This is a genomic window from Aureimonas sp. AU12, assembly GCF_001463705.1.
GTDB lineage: Bacteria > Pseudomonadota > Alphaproteobacteria > Rhizobiales > Rhizobiaceae > Aureimonas.
Genome location: NZ_BBWH01000034.1, coordinates 18,356 through 33,019 on the forward strand (window position 1 = coordinate 18,356; position 14,664 = coordinate 33,019).

Annotated in this window: 15 protein-coding genes and 1 tRNA gene; 13 read left to right on the forward strand and 3 right to left on the reverse strand. The window is 69.6% G+C overall.

Features of this window, described 5'->3' with window-relative positions; all coding sequences use genetic code 11:
• Positions 1-24: 24 nt before the first annotated feature.
• Entirely contained in the window at positions 25-1,137 is a 1,113-nt protein-coding gene (locus AUL33_RS14325; protein ID WP_062209403.1) for an iron-containing alcohol dehydrogenase, read from the reverse strand.
• A gap of 407 nt (positions 1,138-1,544) precedes the next feature.
• Between AUL33_RS14325 and AUL33_RS14330 the strand changes: the two genes are divergently transcribed.
• From AUL33_RS14330 to AUL33_RS14350, 5 genes are all read left to right on the forward strand, one after another.
• Positions 1,545-2,273, forward strand: coding sequence for a GntR family transcriptional regulator (locus tag AUL33_RS14330; protein ID WP_062209406.1), 729 nt, complete (start codon positions 1,545-1,547; stop codon positions 2,271-2,273).
• A complete protein-coding gene (locus tag AUL33_RS14335) occupies positions 2,255-3,826 on the forward strand; it encodes a UxaA family hydrolase (RefSeq protein WP_062209409.1) in 1,572 nt (523 codons plus the stop codon). The genes AUL33_RS14330 and AUL33_RS14335 overlap by 19 nt, the downstream gene beginning before the upstream one ends.
• Positions 3,827-3,993: 167 nt before the next feature.
• The gene (locus tag AUL33_RS14340; protein WP_082652604.1) at positions 3,994-5,565 is read left to right on the forward strand and encodes a GMC family oxidoreductase; all 1,572 of its coding nucleotides are present in this window, start codon (positions 3,994-3,996) and stop codon (positions 5,563-5,565) included.
• A 103-nt stretch (positions 5,566-5,668) separates the two neighbouring features.
• Entirely contained in the window at positions 5,669-6,463 is a 795-nt protein-coding gene (locus AUL33_RS14345) for an SDR family NAD(P)-dependent oxidoreductase (RefSeq protein WP_062209414.1), read from the forward strand.
• A 47-nt stretch (positions 6,464-6,510) separates the two neighbouring features.
• The gene (locus AUL33_RS14350; RefSeq protein WP_156419426.1) at positions 6,511-7,656 is read left to right on the forward strand and encodes a glycerol dehydrogenase; all 1,146 of its coding nucleotides are present in this window, start codon (positions 6,511-6,513) and stop codon (positions 7,654-7,656) included.
• A gap of 52 nt (positions 7,657-7,708) precedes the next feature.
• On the opposite strand, the gene AUL33_RS14355 is transcribed toward AUL33_RS14350, so the two are convergent.
• Complete coding sequence (locus tag AUL33_RS14355; RefSeq protein WP_062209417.1) at positions 7,709-8,266, reverse strand: hypothetical protein; 558 nt, start codon at positions 8,264-8,266, stop codon at positions 7,709-7,711.
• A gap of 207 nt (positions 8,267-8,473) precedes the next feature.
• Between AUL33_RS14355 and AUL33_RS14360 the strand changes: the two genes are divergently transcribed.
• Complete coding sequence (locus AUL33_RS14360; RefSeq protein WP_062209420.1) at positions 8,474-8,896, forward strand: MucR family transcriptional regulator; 423 nt, start codon at positions 8,474-8,476, stop codon at positions 8,894-8,896.
• A gap of 177 nt (positions 8,897-9,073) precedes the next feature.
• Positions 9,074-9,158, forward strand: a tRNA-Leu gene (locus AUL33_RS14365).
• A 56-nt stretch (positions 9,159-9,214) separates the two neighbouring features.
• On the opposite strand, the gene AUL33_RS14370 is transcribed toward AUL33_RS14365, so the two are convergent.
• On the reverse strand, positions 9,215-9,541 hold the full coding sequence (locus AUL33_RS14370) for a hypothetical protein (RefSeq protein WP_062209423.1): 327 nt from the start codon (positions 9,539-9,541) through the stop codon (positions 9,215-9,217).
• Between the two features lie 318 nt (positions 9,542-9,859).
• On the opposite strand from AUL33_RS14370, the gene AUL33_RS14375 reads away from it, so the two are divergent.
• The 6 genes from AUL33_RS14375 to AUL33_RS14400 all read left to right on the forward strand — a co-directional run bounded on the left by AUL33_RS14375 (position 9,860) and on the right by AUL33_RS14400 (position 14,660).
• Positions 9,860-10,045, forward strand: a complete 186-nt coding sequence (locus tag AUL33_RS14375) for a hypothetical protein (RefSeq protein WP_062209426.1) — start codon at positions 9,860-9,862, stop codon at positions 10,043-10,045.
• Positions 10,046-10,050: 5 nt separating this feature from the next.
• Entirely contained in the window at positions 10,051-10,581 is a 531-nt protein-coding gene (locus tag AUL33_RS14380) for a flavin reductase family protein (RefSeq protein WP_062209429.1), read from the forward strand.
• A 75-nt stretch (positions 10,582-10,656) separates the two neighbouring features.
• Positions 10,657-11,628 carry a sulfonate ABC transporter substrate-binding protein gene (locus AUL33_RS14385; RefSeq protein WP_062209432.1) on the forward strand — a complete coding sequence of 324 codons (972 nt, stop codon included), beginning with the start codon at positions 10,657-10,659 and terminating at the stop codon, positions 11,626-11,628.
• Between the two features lie 42 nt (positions 11,629-11,670).
• Positions 11,671-12,849: an FMNH2-dependent alkanesulfonate monooxygenase gene (gene ssuD / locus AUL33_RS14390; RefSeq protein ID WP_062209435.1), complete on the forward strand. Its 1,179-nt coding sequence runs from the start codon at positions 11,671-11,673 to the stop codon at positions 12,847-12,849.
• A 16-nt stretch (positions 12,850-12,865) separates the two neighbouring features.
• On the forward strand, positions 12,866-13,639 hold the full coding sequence (gene ssuC / locus AUL33_RS14395) for an aliphatic sulfonate ABC transporter permease SsuC (protein ID WP_062209438.1): 774 nt from the start codon (positions 12,866-12,868) through the stop codon (positions 13,637-13,639).
• 118 nt (positions 13,640-13,757) lie between these two features.
• Positions 13,758-14,660, forward strand: coding sequence for an ABC transporter ATP-binding protein (locus tag AUL33_RS14400; protein ID WP_082652605.1), 903 nt, complete (start codon positions 13,758-13,760; stop codon positions 14,658-14,660).
• Positions 14,661-14,664: the final 4 nt, after the last annotated feature.

The following is a 14,664-nucleotide window of genomic DNA, read 5'->3' on the forward strand; positions in this document are numbered from 1 at the left end:
GCCGGGCATGCGAAGCGGGCGGGCTCAGCGCGACTGGCGCATCAGCTCCAGGTATTCGTCGCGCGTGGCGATCCGCGGATTGGTGGCGTGGCAATGGTCCTTCAGCGCGCCGTCGGCGACGACCTCCATCATCGCCGGCGTCACGCCCATGGCGTCGAGCCCGGACGGCAGGCCGATCTCGGCCGACAGGGCGGCGATCACGGTGTCGGGTTCGCCGCCGAGGATCTCGGCCAGCACGTCCCACTTGGCGCCGATGGAATCGCGGTTGAAGCGCAGGACGGCGGGCATGAGCACGGCGTTGAGCGTGCCGTGGTGCAGGTTCAGCTCGCGCACCGCGCCGAGCGGATGGGTCAGCGCGTGGACCGCGCCCAGACCCTTCTGGAACGCCATCGCGCCCTCGAGCGCGCACATCATCATTTCCCAGCGTGCCTGCCGGTCGGCGCCGTTCGACACCGCCGTGCGGATCGCGGCGATGCCGCGCTTCAGGCCGTCGATGGCGATGGCGTCGGCGGGCGGGTTGATCGCCGGGGCCATGTAGGTCTCGAGGCAGTGGGAGAGGGCGTCCATGCCGGTCGCCGCCGTCAGGAAGGGCGGCAGCCCGTAGGTCAGCTCGGGGTCGCAGATCGCCACCGAGGGCAGCATGTGCGGCGAGACGATGCCGAGCTTGCGGCCCTCGCTGGTGATGATCACGGCGGCGCGCCCGACCTCCGAGCCGGTGCCCGAGGTCGTCGGCACCGCGATGAGCGGGCAGATGCGGCCGTGGATCTTGGCCGCGCCCCCCTCGACCGCGGTGTACTGCGCCAGCGGGCCTTCGTGGCCGGAGAGAAGGCGCACGGCCTTGGCGAGATCGATCGAGGAGCCACCGCCGAGCCCGACGATGCCGTCGCAGCCAGCGGAGCGGTAGAGCTCGAACGCCGCCAGCACCGCATCTTCGGTGGGGTTGGCGGGCGTGCCGTCGAAGACGGTGGGCGCCGTGGCCAGAAGCCCGCAGACGCGATCGACGAGGCCCGTCGCCACCAGCCCGCGATCGGTGACGACGAGGGGCCGGGCGACGCCGAGACCCTCGAGGATCGCGGGCAGCCGCGCGATGGCGCCTTCGTCGAACTCGATGCGGGTGAGGTAGGTGATGAGAGCCATTTGCGGGCACGCTTTCGCTGAAGGATGTCGAGGCACTGATCGAAGCCTCGGCACCAAGGGGCATGGGGTCGGACGCGCGCCGGCCGTCGCCGCGCCGGTCCGGCGGGCGGGACGATCCATCGGGTCCGACAGTGGCGGTCCGGCGGGCACTCCCGCCATCGGCCGCGTCTGAAAATTGAACGTCCTCCCGGTCTCCGACTATGGGGCCTCTCCCAAAGCCCGCCTCCCGCCGGAGAACCGGCCTCCTGGCCGGTGCGACTGTTTCGCAGAATTCGAACCGGCCTCTCCGCCGGTGCGACACTGGATTACCGAATTCCGACTTGCGCCGTCAACCGATATATGAGTTATTCAGCGCAGAGCGACGGGGTGATGTCAACTCCTTCTAACTTCCGAGCGAAAGCCTTGCTTTGACTGGACCGACCGCCAAAAGCCTTGCGAGCGAGCCGCTGGAAAAGCCGGCGCAGAAGGCTGAGCAGATATATGGGTTGTTGCGCCAGGCCATCGTGCGCCTGCGCATGGCGCCGGGCGCCGCGATCTCGGAAAAGGAGTTGTGCCTGCAATACGGGGTGTCGCGGACCCCGGTGCGCGAAGCGCTGAAGCGTCTGGCCGAGGAGGATCTCGTCGACGTGTTTCCCCATTCGGGCACCTATGTCGGCAAGATCTCCTACCCGGTGGCCGAAGAGGGGTTCGTGATCCGGCGCGCCCTGGAGATCGTGAGCATCCGGCGCGCCGCCGAGATCGTCACCGACCGCGACGTGGCGCGGCTCGACGGGCTGATCTCCGACATGCGCGCCATCCTCGAGCGCGACACGCTGGAGGATTATATCGAGGTCGACGACGCCTTCCATTCGGCCATCGCCGAGATCAGCCGCTACCCGCGCATCTGGAAGTTCATCACCCTCGCCAAGGTCCATCTCGACCGCATGCGCCAGCTCAGCGCCCCCGTGCCGGGGCATCTGGCCGAGGTGACCGAGCAGCATGCGGCGATCGTGCGCGCGCTGGAGCGCCGCAACGCCGACCAGGCGGAACTGGCGATGAAGATCCATCTCGACGGCTCCTTCGCGGTGATGAGCGCGATGTACGAGGACGGCGCCACCTTCACCCGAAAGGACATGGGATGCTCGACAAGCCCCTGACGCCCGCTGCTCCCACGGGGCCGGCGGCCGCGGTCGCGCCGCTGATCCGGCTGCATGCGGACGACAACGTCGCGATCGCGCGCATCACGATCGATCCTGCGGCCATCCCCGTGACCGGCGGCATCGCGGTGCTGGAGCGCATCACGCAGGGCCACAAGCTGGCGCTCACAGCGATCCCGGCCGGCGCGCCGGTGCTGAAATACGGGCAGGTGATCGGCTTCGCCTCCGCCGACATCGCGGCGGGCGCCCATGTCCACACCCACAATCTGGCCATGGCCGACGTCGATCTCGTCCACGAGTTCTGCGCCGGGGCGGAAGAGCCGGCCTTCGTGCCCGAGGCCGAGCGCGCCACCTTCATGGGCTATGCCCGGCCCGACGGGCGCGTCGGCACCCGCAACTATCTGGCGATCGTCTCTTCGGTGAACTGCTCGGCGACGGTGGCCAAGGCCGTCGCCGCCCATTTCGCCGTGCCGGGGCGGCTCGATGCCTTCCCCCAGGTCGACGGCGTGATCGCCCTGACCCATGGCGGCGGCTGCGCGCTCAATACGCAGGAGGAGGGCTACCGCTATCTCACCCGCGTCCTCGCCGGCTATGCGACGCATCCCAATGTCGGGGCGGTGCTGATGATCGGGCTCGGCTGCGAGACCAACCAGATCCCGCTGCTCCTCAAGCGCCACGGCCTGAGCGAGGGCGAGGCGCTGCGCACGCTGGTGATCCAGACCGAGGGCGGCACGCGCGCCACGATCGCAGCCGGCATCGAGGCGGTGGAGGCGATGCTGCCGGCGATGAACGCGGCACGGCGCACGCCGCAATCGGCCGCGCACCTGACGCTGGCGCTCGAATGCGGCGGCTCCGACGGCTATTCCGGCATCTCCGCCAACCCTGCGCTCGGCTACGCGTCCGACCTTCTGGTGCGCCACGGCGGCACGGCGGTGCTGGCCGAGACGCCCGAGATCTACGGCGCCGAACACCTGTTGACGCGCCGCGCGGCAAGCCCGGCGGTGGCGCGGAAGCTCCTGGAGCGCATCGAGTGGTGGCGCGACTATGCCGCACGCGGCAAAGCCGAGCTGAACAACAACCCCTCGCACGGCAACAAGGCCGGCGGTCTCACCACCATCCTCGAGAAGTCGCTGGGGGCGGTGGCCAAGGGCGGTGCCTCGCGCCTCAACGCCGTCTACGAATATGCCGAGCCGATCGACGCCAAGGGCTTCGTCTTCATGGACACGCCGGGCTACGATCCGGTGGCCGTGACCGGACAGGTGGCCGGCGGCTGCACCGTGATCTGCTTCACGACGGGCCGGGGCTCGGTCTCGGGCTTCAAGCCCGCGCCGTCGCTGAAGCTCGCCACCAACACGCCCATGTTCGAGCGCATGCGGGACGACATGGACATCGACTGCGGGCCGATCGTCACGGGCACGGAGACGATTGCCGAGGTCGGCGAGCGCATCTTCGCCGCGATCCTGGCGGCAGCCTCGGGCGAGAAGACGTTGAGCGAAATCCACGACTACGGGGACAACGAGTTCGTGCCCTGGCAGGTCGGGGCCGTGATGTAACCGACAACCTGCGGGCCGGTCGGCGGCGGGAGGCCGCCAGCGCATGTCCAGCGATAGCCCAAGTCGGCTTTCACGCCCGGACAATGCGCCGAAACAGGAAGCGCGAGCCCGTCCGGTGAACACGAGTTCACGGCAAGGGCTCCGGGCGCGACGGGAGGAGAATGAGCATGAGCGACATCAAGACGAGCTACGACATCGTCATCATCGGCGCGGGCGTCGGCGGCGGCGCGCTGGCCAACACACTGGCCGCGCCGGGCCGCGAGATCCTGATGATCGAGCGCGGCGCCCGGCTGCCGCGCGAGCCGGACAACTGGAGCGTCGACGCGGTCTTCCACAAGCGCAAGTATGCCGCCAAGGAGCAGTGGCGCGACAAGAACGGCGAGCTGTTCAGCCCCGGCACCTACTATTATGTCGGCGGCAACTCGAAGTTCTTCGGCGCCGCCACCGTGCGCTTTCGGCAGGAGGATTTCGAGGATCTGCAGCACGAGGACGGGGTCGCCCCGGCTTGGCCGGTGCGCTACGCCGACTTCGAGCCCTACTATGCCCGCGCCGAACGGCTGATGGGCACGCATGGCGAGGCCGGCATCGACCCGATCGAGCCGCCGCGCTCGGGGCCGATGCCCTATCCCGCGATCGGACACGAGCCGGAGATCGCGGTGTTCGAGCGCAAGCTGCGCGCCAAGGGCCTGCATCCGTTTCCGCTGCCGATCGCCATCGATTACCACGACGGGGGCGCCTGCGCGCGCTGCGCCACCTGCGACGGGTTCGCCTGCAAGATCGGCGCCAAGGGCGACGCCGAGGTGCGCCTCATCAACCCCGCGCTCGCCAAGGGCGGCGTCACCCTCATCACCGAGACCTACGTGCGCCGTATCCTGACCGATCCCTCGGGCCGGCAGGCGGTCGGCGTCGAGATCGAGCACGGCGGCGAGGTCCGCACGATCGCGGCCAAGATCGTCGTCTCGTCGGCCGGCGCCATCAACTCCTCGGCGCTGCTCCTGCGCTCGGCCAACGACAAGCACCCGCGGGGCCTCGGCAACAACACGTCCGACCAGCTCGGCCGCAACTACATGGCCCACAACAACACGGCGATGATGGCGGTCTCGCCGTTCAGGAAGAACCGCGTCGTGTTCCAGAAGTCGATGGCGATCAACGACTACTATCTCGCCAATGCGGAGCGGCCCTATCCGCTCGGCAACATCCAGGGGCTCGGCAAGCTGCAGGCGGGCATGCTGACGGCGAGCGCCAAATGGGCGCCGGAAAGCCTGATGGGCCTCTTCGCCGAGCGCTCGGTCGACTGGTGGCTGATGTCGGAGGACCTGCCGGACCCGGAGAACCGCGTCACCGTCGATCCCGACGGCAAGATCCGCTTGAGCTACACCGCCAACAACCTCAAGGCGCATGGCGAACTGGTGAAGGTCTGGAGCCGGCAGATGCGTTCGCTCGGCTATCCCATCATCATCACCCAGAAGATGGACATCAAGGTGTCGATGCATCAGTGCGGCACCGCGCGCTTCGGCACCGACCCCGCGACCTCCGTCCTCGACACCAACTGCAAGGTCTGGGACGTCGACAATCTCTACGTCGTCGACGCCTCGTTCCTGCCCTCGTCCACCGGGTTCAACCCGTCGCTGACGATCGTGGCGCAGGCGCTGCGCACCGGCGAGCACATCCTCGCGCAGCTCGGCGAGACGCAGCTCGCCATGCCCGCGATCCGCACGCCGGAAACCGTCGCGGCCTGATCCGGCACCCGCTCGGCGGGCGGCCGGGGAGGGCCGCCGTCCGCCGGGCTTCGCGGGGCCTCAAACCCCTCGCACACACATCCATCTCGGGAGGGAAAAACCCATGTCCGCCAAGCGGGACTACACGCGCCTGTTCGATCTCACCGGCCGCAAGGCCATCGTCACCGGGGGCTCGCGGGGCATCGGCCGGGCGCTCGCCGAGGCGCTGGCCGCGCAGGGCGCCGACGTCGCGATCGTCGTGCGCTCCTCGATCGAACTGGCGGAGAGCTTCGCCGTGGAGCTGAACGCCGACGGCGGCGACAGTTTCGCGCTCCAGGCCGACGTCTCCGTGCCCGCCGACGTCGAGCGCATGGCGCGCGCGGTGGAAGAGCGCTGGGGCCGGGTCGACATCCTCGTCAACAATGCCGGCATCGTCCTGCCGGGCGCGGCCGAAGAGTTCTCGCTCGACCACTGGCGCCAGACGATGAGCGTCAATCTCGACGGCGTCTTCCTCGTCAGCCAGGCGATCGGCCGGCTGATGATCGCGCAGAAAAGCGGCTCGATCATCAATATCGGTTCGATGTCGGGGCGCATCGTCAACTGGCCCTTCCGCCACGCCGCCTACAACGTCTCGAAGGCCGGGGTCCACATGCTCACCAAGTGCCTCGCCACCGAATGGGCCGAGCACGGCATCCGCGTCAACGCGCTGGCACCCGGCTACATCATGACGGAGCTGACCGAGGAGGTGCTGCGCGAGCACCCGGACGTCGTCGCCAACCATTGGGCCAAGGGCGCGGTGATGGACCGCATCGGCACCGTGGACGAACTGGCCGGCGCCGTCGTCTACCTGGCGAGCGACGCCTCCTCCTTCACCACCGGCGAGATCCACACGGTGGACGGCGGCCTGACGCTGCGCTGAGCGCGGCCATCCCCGTCCTTCGATCCACTTCCATGGGAGAGACCGAAATGATCCGACGCGGCTATGGCGGACCCCAGCGCTACGTGCAGGGCCCCGGCGTCATCCACGAGATCGGCGAGACGCTAAAGTCGCTGGGCGCGCGCGCGCTCGTCGTCGTCGACGGCTTCTTCTGGGAGACGCTGCGCCCGCAGATCACGGCCTCGCTCCAGGCCGCCGGCATCACGTCCGAGTTCGTGCGCTTCGGCGGCGAGTCCTCGGAGGCCGAGATCGGCCGCTGCGTCGAGGCGGCGCGGGCCTTCGAGGCCGCGATGGTGGTGGGCGTCGGCGGCGGCAAGTCGCTCGATACCGCCAAGATCACCGCCTTCCGCACCGGCGCGCGCATCGTCACAGTGCCGACCATCGCCTCGACGGATTCGCCCACCAGCGCCATCGGCGTCATCTATTCGCCGGACGGGGTCTACGACCGCGTCATTCGCGGCGGCCGCAATCCTGACGTGGTGCTCGTCGACAGCGCGCTGATCGTGCAGGCGCCCGTGCGCTTTCTGGCGTCCGGCATGGGCGACGCGCTCTCGACCTTCTTCGAGGCCCGCTCCAACCTCGAATCCCATTCGAACAACTATGTCGGCGAGGGCAAAGGCTACCGGCCGACCATCGCCGGCTACGAGATCGCCCGCGCCTGCCACGCCACCTTGATGCGCGACGGCCGCTCGGCCTTCGCGGCGGCGAGCGCCGGGCGCCTGACGGCCGCGGTGGAGACGATCATCGAGGCCAACACGCTGCTGTCGGGCCTCGGCTTCGAGAATTGCGGCGTCTCGGCCGCGCACGGCATCCACGACGCGCTGACGGTGCTGGAGCCGACGCATCACTTCTTCCACGGCGAGAAGGTCGCCTTCGGCGTCATCGGGCTGCTCGTCCTGGAGAACCGGCCGCCGGAGGAACTGAACGAGGCGCTCGATTTCTGCATCGATCTCGGCCTTCCGACGACGCTGGCCGATCTCGGCCTCGGCGCGGTCTCGGCGGCCGACATGGCCAGGGTCGGCGAGGCCGCGATGCTGCCGGCCAGCGTCATCCATGCGACGCCCGTGCCCCTCACGGCCGGCGGCGTCGCCGATGCGATCTGGACCGCGAGCGCGCTCGCCACCGAGCGCAAGCGGCGGCGCGGCACCGGGGATGCGTCGGTCGGAGCGCATTGACGCGATTGAAGCCGGTCGCAAAACGAAGCGCTTCGGCGTCCGGTGGGCGGGTCTAGAGGCCGCTCTTCCAGCGCTCGCCGAAAGGCAGTCCCTTCGTCATCGCCCGCCGGCGCTCGCTGTAGCGAAGGGGGGCTGCGCCCGGCTGCGCCGACGCGGCGGTCGGCGGAACGGCGGCCTCCGCGGCGTGCGGAGAGGCAGGCGACGCGTCGCGCTCAAGGGTCGGCGCCGCGTCGGCCTCGGGAAGGGCGGGCGTCGGACGGGGCGCCGCGCTGGCCACGGACCGGCGCGGCCGGCCGACGCCGCGCTTGGGCACGGGAGCCGGTGCGTCCTCGTCCGTCTCCTCGTCCTCGCGAGTGTCCTCCTCCACCGCCGCGACGGCGACCTCGCGCGCCACGAGGATGCGTCCGCCCGCCTGCGCCTGCGGCGGGGACACCGGCTTCGCCGGCCGGGTGCTCTCCTGCGCCGGGGCCTCGTGCTCTTCCTCGGCGGCGCCGACGAGACTGCGCATCTCCGAGCCGATGGCGCCCGACCAGATCGAGGGCGGCTCACCGCCCGAGGCGCGGGCACGGCGCTTGTGTTCGACGACGAAGGATTTCGAGGGGCGTTTCATGCGTATCTCGTCCGGGATGGTGCGGGTCGCTCCGGATCCAGGGCGCGAAGCCGCGAAGGCTCGACACCCGATCCCTCGCGCAACCGGTCGGCTTCCTTCTGCCATTCGCGGTCCGATCCCGCAATAAGCAGCCGACAAGTCGTATTCGGGTTTGGCAGCGCCACAATCTTGTGCGACACGGCGGTTCAACATGAGAAGGACGGCTTCATGACTGCAGACATCGACACTTCCGCCATGCTTCTGGAGCAGACCGCCGAGATCGTCGCGGCCTATGTCAGCAACAACCACGTTCCCCGCGAGGAGGTGGCGGGATTGATCAGCAGCGTCTACGCCTCGCTCAGCGGCATGGATGCGCGCAAGCCGGAGGTTGTGCCCGAAGAGGCGCTCGTTCCTGCCGTGTCGATCAAGAAGTCGGTGACCCCCGACTATCTCATCTGTCTCGAGGACGGAAAGCAGTTCAAGTCGCTGAAGCGCCACCTCATGACGCATTACGACCTGACGCCTGAAGCCTATCGCGCCAAGTGGGGCCTGCCCGGCGACTATCCGATGGTCGCGGCCAACTATGCCGCCAAGCGTTCGGAACTGGCCAAGGCGATCGGCCTCGGCCGCAAGGCCGCCGTCGAGGAATAAGGCCCCGGACACGGGACGGCGCTCCGCGTCCTCCCGTATCTTTCGCGTTTAGGACGGCGCCGCGCGGCCGCGGCGCTTGTGTCCACTGGAAGCGTTTGCTAGAGGCCCATCACCGGTCGGAAACGACCGGCCGGTCCGGTGGATCGGTGCCGGCCCAAACGGTCGGCAACACGGCGTGCGGTCGTGGCGGAATTGGTAGACGCGCAGCGTTGAGGTCGCTGTGGGGCAACCCGTGGAAGTTCGAGTCTTCTCGACCGCACCAGCCTTGTTTCGAGGTCCTCGCCTCTCATTCCATGCCAGATCCAGCGCGTGATCCCGTCAGCTTTGTGGTTCGGCGCCGCTCGCGCGCAGTCCCGCGATCGCGGCGGCGCAGCCGGGCGTCGTGGCGGCGAGGATCGTCTCGGGCGCCGTCATGCCCGTCCAGATGCCGAACGCGTCGGTCGCCAGGCCCCACGGATCCGTGGAGGCCCGGTCCACCAGAACGGGCGTGGCCTCACGGAGGCACGAGGTGACGGCGGCCACGGAGGCGCCGGAGACGGGACCCAAGCGCTCCGCCATCTCGGCCTGCAGCGGCTGGATGAGAAAGAACGAGACGAGCGCGGCAAGGAATTCCTGCATGGTCGGGCCTTCGATCGTGTCCGACATCGCGAGACAGTGGTCTCGCCAGAGGGGCCCGGACGGGTTCCGCGAACATGGGTTCTCACCCGCTCCGCCGCAATCGCTGCCTGCAGTTCCAATCGTCATTCCCGCCCGACGTCTTGGTCCCGAAGCTTGATGCGAGGACGCCGCGAGCGGGCAACCCACCCGATGCCACTCGTCCAGCCATCCATTCGGCGGATCTTTGGAACATCGTTCCGCCGAACGGCTCTTCGGCAGCACGTTTTAGTGTGTACACATTTGATAGCGATTTTGTAGATTGATGCGAACTTGAGGTCGCAACCCGTCGAGAGGGCTCCATTTCCGATGTTCGATCTTTCGCTTCTCCTCCACAAGTTCGCCGGTCGCGAGCCCAGGCTGCTCGAAGCCGGCGAAGTCATGAGCCCTCGCGCAAAGCTCACGGCGGTTTCCTTCGAGCGCTCGGCCCGCGTCGGCGATCGCGTCTTCACCGAGGCCCTCGCGGGTCTCGGCCACCCCCTCAACGCCGGTTGACTGCCATGCTTCACGATCCCTCCCGCTTCGTTCCCGCCGCGCCCGCCGACCTGAAAGCCGCGATGCGCCAGCTCGCCGGGGCGGTCTCGGTAATCACCGCGGGCCTCGGCGATGCCCGCACCGGCGCCACCGTCACCTCCGCCCATTCGCTGTCGGTGGATCCCGAGACGATGCTCGTCAGCATCAACCGCTCCTCGTCGAGCTGGCCGGCGATCCGCGACGGCGGTTTTTTCTGCGTCAACGTCCTCGCCGCCTCGCAGATCGCGGTCGCCGACCGTTTCGCCGGGCGCGGCGGGGTGAAGGGCGCGGCGCGCTACGAGGGCGCCGAGTGGATCACGCTCGCCACCGGCGCGGGCGCGCTCGTCGGCGCGCTCGCCTCGATCGACTGTGAGGTCGAGCATGTGGTGGAGCGCCACAGCCATGCGCTGATCTTCGGCGCGGTGCGCTCGATCGTGGTCGGCCCGCCCGGCCCCGCGCTCCTCTATGCGCAGGGTCGCTACGCCGCCCTCGATCTCGCAGCCGCCCGCGCGGACTAGCCACTCCGCTCACCGCCGCCCGCTGTCCATTTCCGATGCCGCCGTCCCGATCCGATCGGGCGGACCGGCGAAGCCATGAGGTTTTCCGACATGTCGTTCCGCACCCGCCTCGCCACCTCCGCCGCCGCGCTCTCCCTCGTCCTCGCCCTTGGCGGCGGGGCGCAGGCGCAGGCGCTGAAAGAATTCAACGTCGGCTTCCAGAAGAACGGCGTCCTCGTGGTCGCCCGCCAGCAGCAGCTGATCGAGACGGCGCTCGCCGACGAGGGCATCAAGGTCAACTGGATCGAGTTCCAGGCCGGCCCGCCGCTGCTCGAGGCGCTGAACGTCGGCTCGATCGACTTCGGCACGACGGGCGACGCCCCGCCGATCTTCGCGCAGGCCGCCGGCGCCGATCTCCTCTACGTCGCGGCCCTGCCGGCCAAGGGCAACAATTCGGCGATCCTTGTGCCCAAGGACAGCCAGATCAAGACGCTCGCCGACCTCAAGGGCCATTCGCTCGCCTTCACCAAGGGCTCCAGCGCCCACAACGTCGCCATCGCCGCGCTCGAAAAGGCGGGGCTGACCTATGACGACATCAAGCCGGTCTATCTCAGCCCCGCCGACGGCGGCGCGGCCTTCTCATCCGGCGCGGTCGACGCCTGGAGCATCTGGGACCCGTTCTATGCCGCGGCCGAGCTGAACTACGGCGCGCGGGTGCTGGCGGCCGGCCCCGAGATCCTCGGCCAGACCAACTCCTTCTTCCTCGCCAACGGCACCTTCACCAAGGCCCATCCCGAGATCGTCGCACAGGCGATCGACGCGCTGGGCAAAGCCGGCGCCTGGGCCAACGCCAACAAGGACAAGGTCGCCGAGGCGCTGAGCGAGGCCACCGGCGTGCCCGTCGAGACGCAGACGCTGACGGCCGAGCGTGGCGAGTTCACGGTGACCCCGGTGACGCCCGAGATCGTCGCGACGCAGCAGCTCGTCGCCGACCGCTTCTCCAAGCTCAACCTCATCCCCGAGCCGATCAAGGTGAGCGACGTCGTCTGGTCGCGCCCCGGCAGCTGACCGGCCGCGTCCTTCGCACCTTTCTCAGAACGAGGCCTTGCCATGAACACCCACGCCTTCATCCAGGACCGTCCGCTCGACCTGTTCTGGTTCCTGCCGACCGCCGGTGACGGGCGCTATCTCGGCTCCGACGTCGGCAACCGGGCGCCGGACAACGCCTACCTTCGCGAGATCGCGGTGGCGGCGGACCGGCTCGGCTATCGCGGCGTGCTGCTTCCGACCGGCCAGTTCTGCGAGGACTCGTGGATCACGGCGGCCTCGATCGCGCCCTTCACCGAGCAGCTGAAGTTCCTCGTCGCCATCCGGCCGGGCGTCGCGACGCCTGCCCATTATGCCCGCCAGGCCGCCGCGCTCGACCGGCTGACGAACGGGCGGCTGCTCCTCAACGTCGTGGTCGGCGGCAATCCGAAGGAGTTGGCCGGCGACGGTATCCATCTCACCCATGACGAGCGCTATGAGCAGGCCGACGAGTTCCTGTCGATCTGGCGGGCGCTGATGGCCGGCGAGGAGGTCGATTTCGAAGGCCGGCATCTCGATGCCAAGGGCGGGCGCACCCTCTTCCCGCCGGTGCAGACGCCTCATCCCCCGCTCTACTTCGGCGGCTCCTCGGATGCGGCGATCGACGTCGCGGCCGATCATGTCGAGATGTACCTGACCTGGGGCGAGCCGCCGGCGGCGGTGGCCGAGAAGATCGCCCGGGTGCGCGCCGCCGCCGCCGCACGGGGCCGGCGCCTTCGCTTCGGCATCCGCCTGCATCTCATCGTGCGCGAGACCGAGCGGGAGGCCTGGGCCGAGGCCGACCGACTGATCTCGCATCTCTCGGACGAGACGATCGCCAGCGCGCAGAAGACGCTGCGCGAAAACTCGGACAGCGTCGGCCAGGCGCGCATGGCCGCACTCCACGGCGGGCGGCGCGACGCGCTCGAAGTCTCGCCCAATCTCTGGGCCGGCATCGGCCTGGTGCGCCAGGGCGCGGGAACCGCGCTCGTCGGCGATCCCGCCACGGTGGCCGCCCGCATCCGCGAGTATCAGGCGCTCGGCATCGATACGGTGATCGCCTCCGGCTACCCGCATCTGGAAGAATCATACCGCGTCGCCGAGCTGCTCTTCCCCGAACTGGGGCTGACGGTCGGCAATTACGGCCGCGAGCGCAGCGTGCCGGCCGGTCTCCAGAGCGCCATCGGCGAGCGCTCGGGTCTCGGCGCCGCGCGCGCCACCTGACGGGAGACTCCAGCCGATGACCCTCCAGCGCCTCTTCGAGCGCGCCGCGCCCTTCCTCCTGCCGCTGCTGGCGCTCGCGCTCTGGCAGGCGGCGACGGCGGGCGGCTTCGTCGCCAAGAACGTCCTGCCCTCGCCGGTGGCCGTGGCCAACGCCTTCGCCAAGCTCGTAAGCAACGGCCAGCTCGCCCAGCACCTCGGCGTCAGCGTCGGCCGGGCGCTCTCGGGCTTTGCCGTCGGCGGCCTCGTCGGCTTCGGGCTGGGTCTGGCCAACGGCCTGTCGCGCCGCTCCGAGACCGTGCTCGACACCAGCGTCCAGATGATCCGCAACATCCCGCATCTGGCGCTGATCCCGCTCGTGATCGTCTGGTTCGGCATCGGCGAGGAGGCCAAGCTCTTCCTCGTGGCGCTCGGCGTGTTCTTCCCGGTCTACGTCAACACGTTCCACGGCATCCGCTCGGTCGATCCGCAGCTCATCGAGATGGCGAAGGTCTACGGCGTCTCGCGGTTCGAGCTGTTCACGCGGGTGGTGTTTCCCGGCGCGCTGCCCTCGATCCTCGTCGGCGTGCGCTACGCGCTCGGCATCATGTGGCTGACGCTCATCGTCGCCGAGACGATCTCGGCCTCCTCGGGCCTCGGCTACATGGCGATGCAGGCCCGCGAGTTCATGCAGCTCGACGTGGTGATCCTCGCCATCCTCATCTACGCGCTGCTCGGCAAGCTCGCCGACAGCATCGTGCGGATCCTGGAGCGCGCCGCGCTCTCCTGGCACCCCGGCTACCGTCGGCGCTGATTCGCCGGCCCATCAGCGCGGGGCTCCGGCTGCCCCGCTCGCAGACACAACTCTCTCAAGCCCTGCCCCCCAACAGCCAGACCCCCGAGCCCGGCCCCCCGAGACAAGGCTTCCCCCGATGAACAGCATCCTCTTTCCCAAGCCCCGCGCCTTTGCCCGTGCGGTTCTTCCGGCGGCCTTCGCGGCAGCGCCCGAGACGGCGAGGCGCCGCGAGGCCGAACCCGCGTCGCGGGGCGAGGGCGGCCGGGCGCCGGAGCCCTCGATCGGGAACGCGGCCGGGAGCGGGGACACCGGCGCGGCGATCGAGCTGCGGGGCGTCGCCAAGCGCTTCGGCGACAAGACCGTCCTCTCGGCGATCGACCTCAACGTGCGGCCCGGCGAGTTCCTCGCCATCGTCGGGCGCTCGGGCTGCGGCAAGTCCACGCTGCTGCGCCTGCTGCTCGGGCTGGAGACGCCGGACGCCGGCACGATCCGCATCGGCGGCCAGACCCCGCGCGAGGCCGGCTCCATGGCCCGCTTCGTCTTCCAGGAGCCGCGCCTCCTGCCCTGGCAGCGGGTGGAGGCGAACGTGGCGCTCGGCGCCGACCGGCGCCTGCCTGCCGCCGAGCGCCAGCGTCTGGCGTGCGAGGCCCTGACGGAAGTCGGCCTCACCGATCGCGGCGGCGAGTGGCCCTCGGTGCTCTCGGGCGGCCAGCGCCAGCGCGTGGCGCTCGCCCGCGCCCTCGTCAGCCACCCCAAGGTGCTGGCCCTCGACGAGCCGCTCGGCGCGCTCGACGCGCTCACCCGCATCGAGATGCAGGGTTTCGTCGAGCGGGTCTGGCGCGAGCAGGGCTTCACCGCCGTCCTCGTCACCCACGACGTCTCGGAAGCCGTGGCGCTCGCCGACCGGATCGTGCTCGTCGAGGACGGCGAGATCACGCTCGAAGAGCGCGTCGACCTGCCCCGCCCGCGCCGGCGCGGCTCGCCCGATGCCGCCGCGATCGAGGGCCGCATCCTGCAGCGGCTGCTGGCCCGCGCCTGACAGG

Excerpts from the sequence above, each read along its gene's own strand:
- AUL33_RS14380 (WP_062209429.1), top strand. The coding sequence starts at position 10,051 with ATGCTTCACGATCCCTCCCGCTTCGTTCCCGCCGCGCCCGCCGACCTG.
- ssuD (WP_062209435.1), top strand. The coding sequence starts at position 11,671 with ATGAACACCCACGCCTTCATCCAGGACCGTCCGCTCGACCTGTTCTGG.
- AUL33_RS14340 (WP_082652604.1), top strand. The coding sequence starts at position 3,994 with ATGAGCGACATCAAGACGAGCTACGACATCGTCATCATCGGCGCGGGC.
- AUL33_RS14350 (WP_156419426.1), top strand. The coding sequence starts at position 6,511 with ATGATCCGACGCGGCTATGGCGGACCCCAGCGCTACGTGCAGGGCCCC.
- AUL33_RS14345 (WP_062209414.1), top strand. The coding sequence starts at position 5,669 with ATGTCCGCCAAGCGGGACTACACGCGCCTGTTCGATCTCACCGGCCGC.
- AUL33_RS14355 (WP_062209417.1), bottom strand. The coding sequence starts at position 8,266 with ATGAAACGCCCCTCGAAATCCTTCGTCGTCGAACACAAGCGCCGTGCC.
- AUL33_RS14325 (WP_062209403.1), bottom strand. The coding sequence starts at position 1,137 with ATGGCTCTCATCACCTACCTCACCCGCATCGAGTTCGACGAAGGCGCC.
- AUL33_RS14385 (WP_062209432.1), top strand. The coding sequence starts at position 10,657 with ATGAGGTTTTCCGACATGTCGTTCCGCACCCGCCTCGCCACCTCCGCC.
- AUL33_RS14375 (WP_062209426.1), top strand. The coding sequence starts at position 9,860 with ATGTTCGATCTTTCGCTTCTCCTCCACAAGTTCGCCGGTCGCGAGCCC.
- ssuC (WP_062209438.1), top strand. The coding sequence starts at position 12,866 with ATGACCCTCCAGCGCCTCTTCGAGCGCGCCGCGCCCTTCCTCCTGCCG.
- AUL33_RS14370 (WP_062209423.1), bottom strand. The coding sequence starts at position 9,541 with ATGTCGGACACGATCGAAGGCCCGACCATGCAGGAATTCCTTGCCGCG.
- AUL33_RS14335 (WP_062209409.1), top strand. The coding sequence starts at position 2,255 with ATGCTCGACAAGCCCCTGACGCCCGCTGCTCCCACGGGGCCGGCGGCC.
- AUL33_RS14360 (WP_062209420.1), top strand. The coding sequence starts at position 8,474 with ATGACTGCAGACATCGACACTTCCGCCATGCTTCTGGAGCAGACCGCC.
- AUL33_RS14400 (WP_082652605.1), top strand. The coding sequence starts at position 13,758 with ATGAACAGCATCCTCTTTCCCAAGCCCCGCGCCTTTGCCCGTGCGGTT.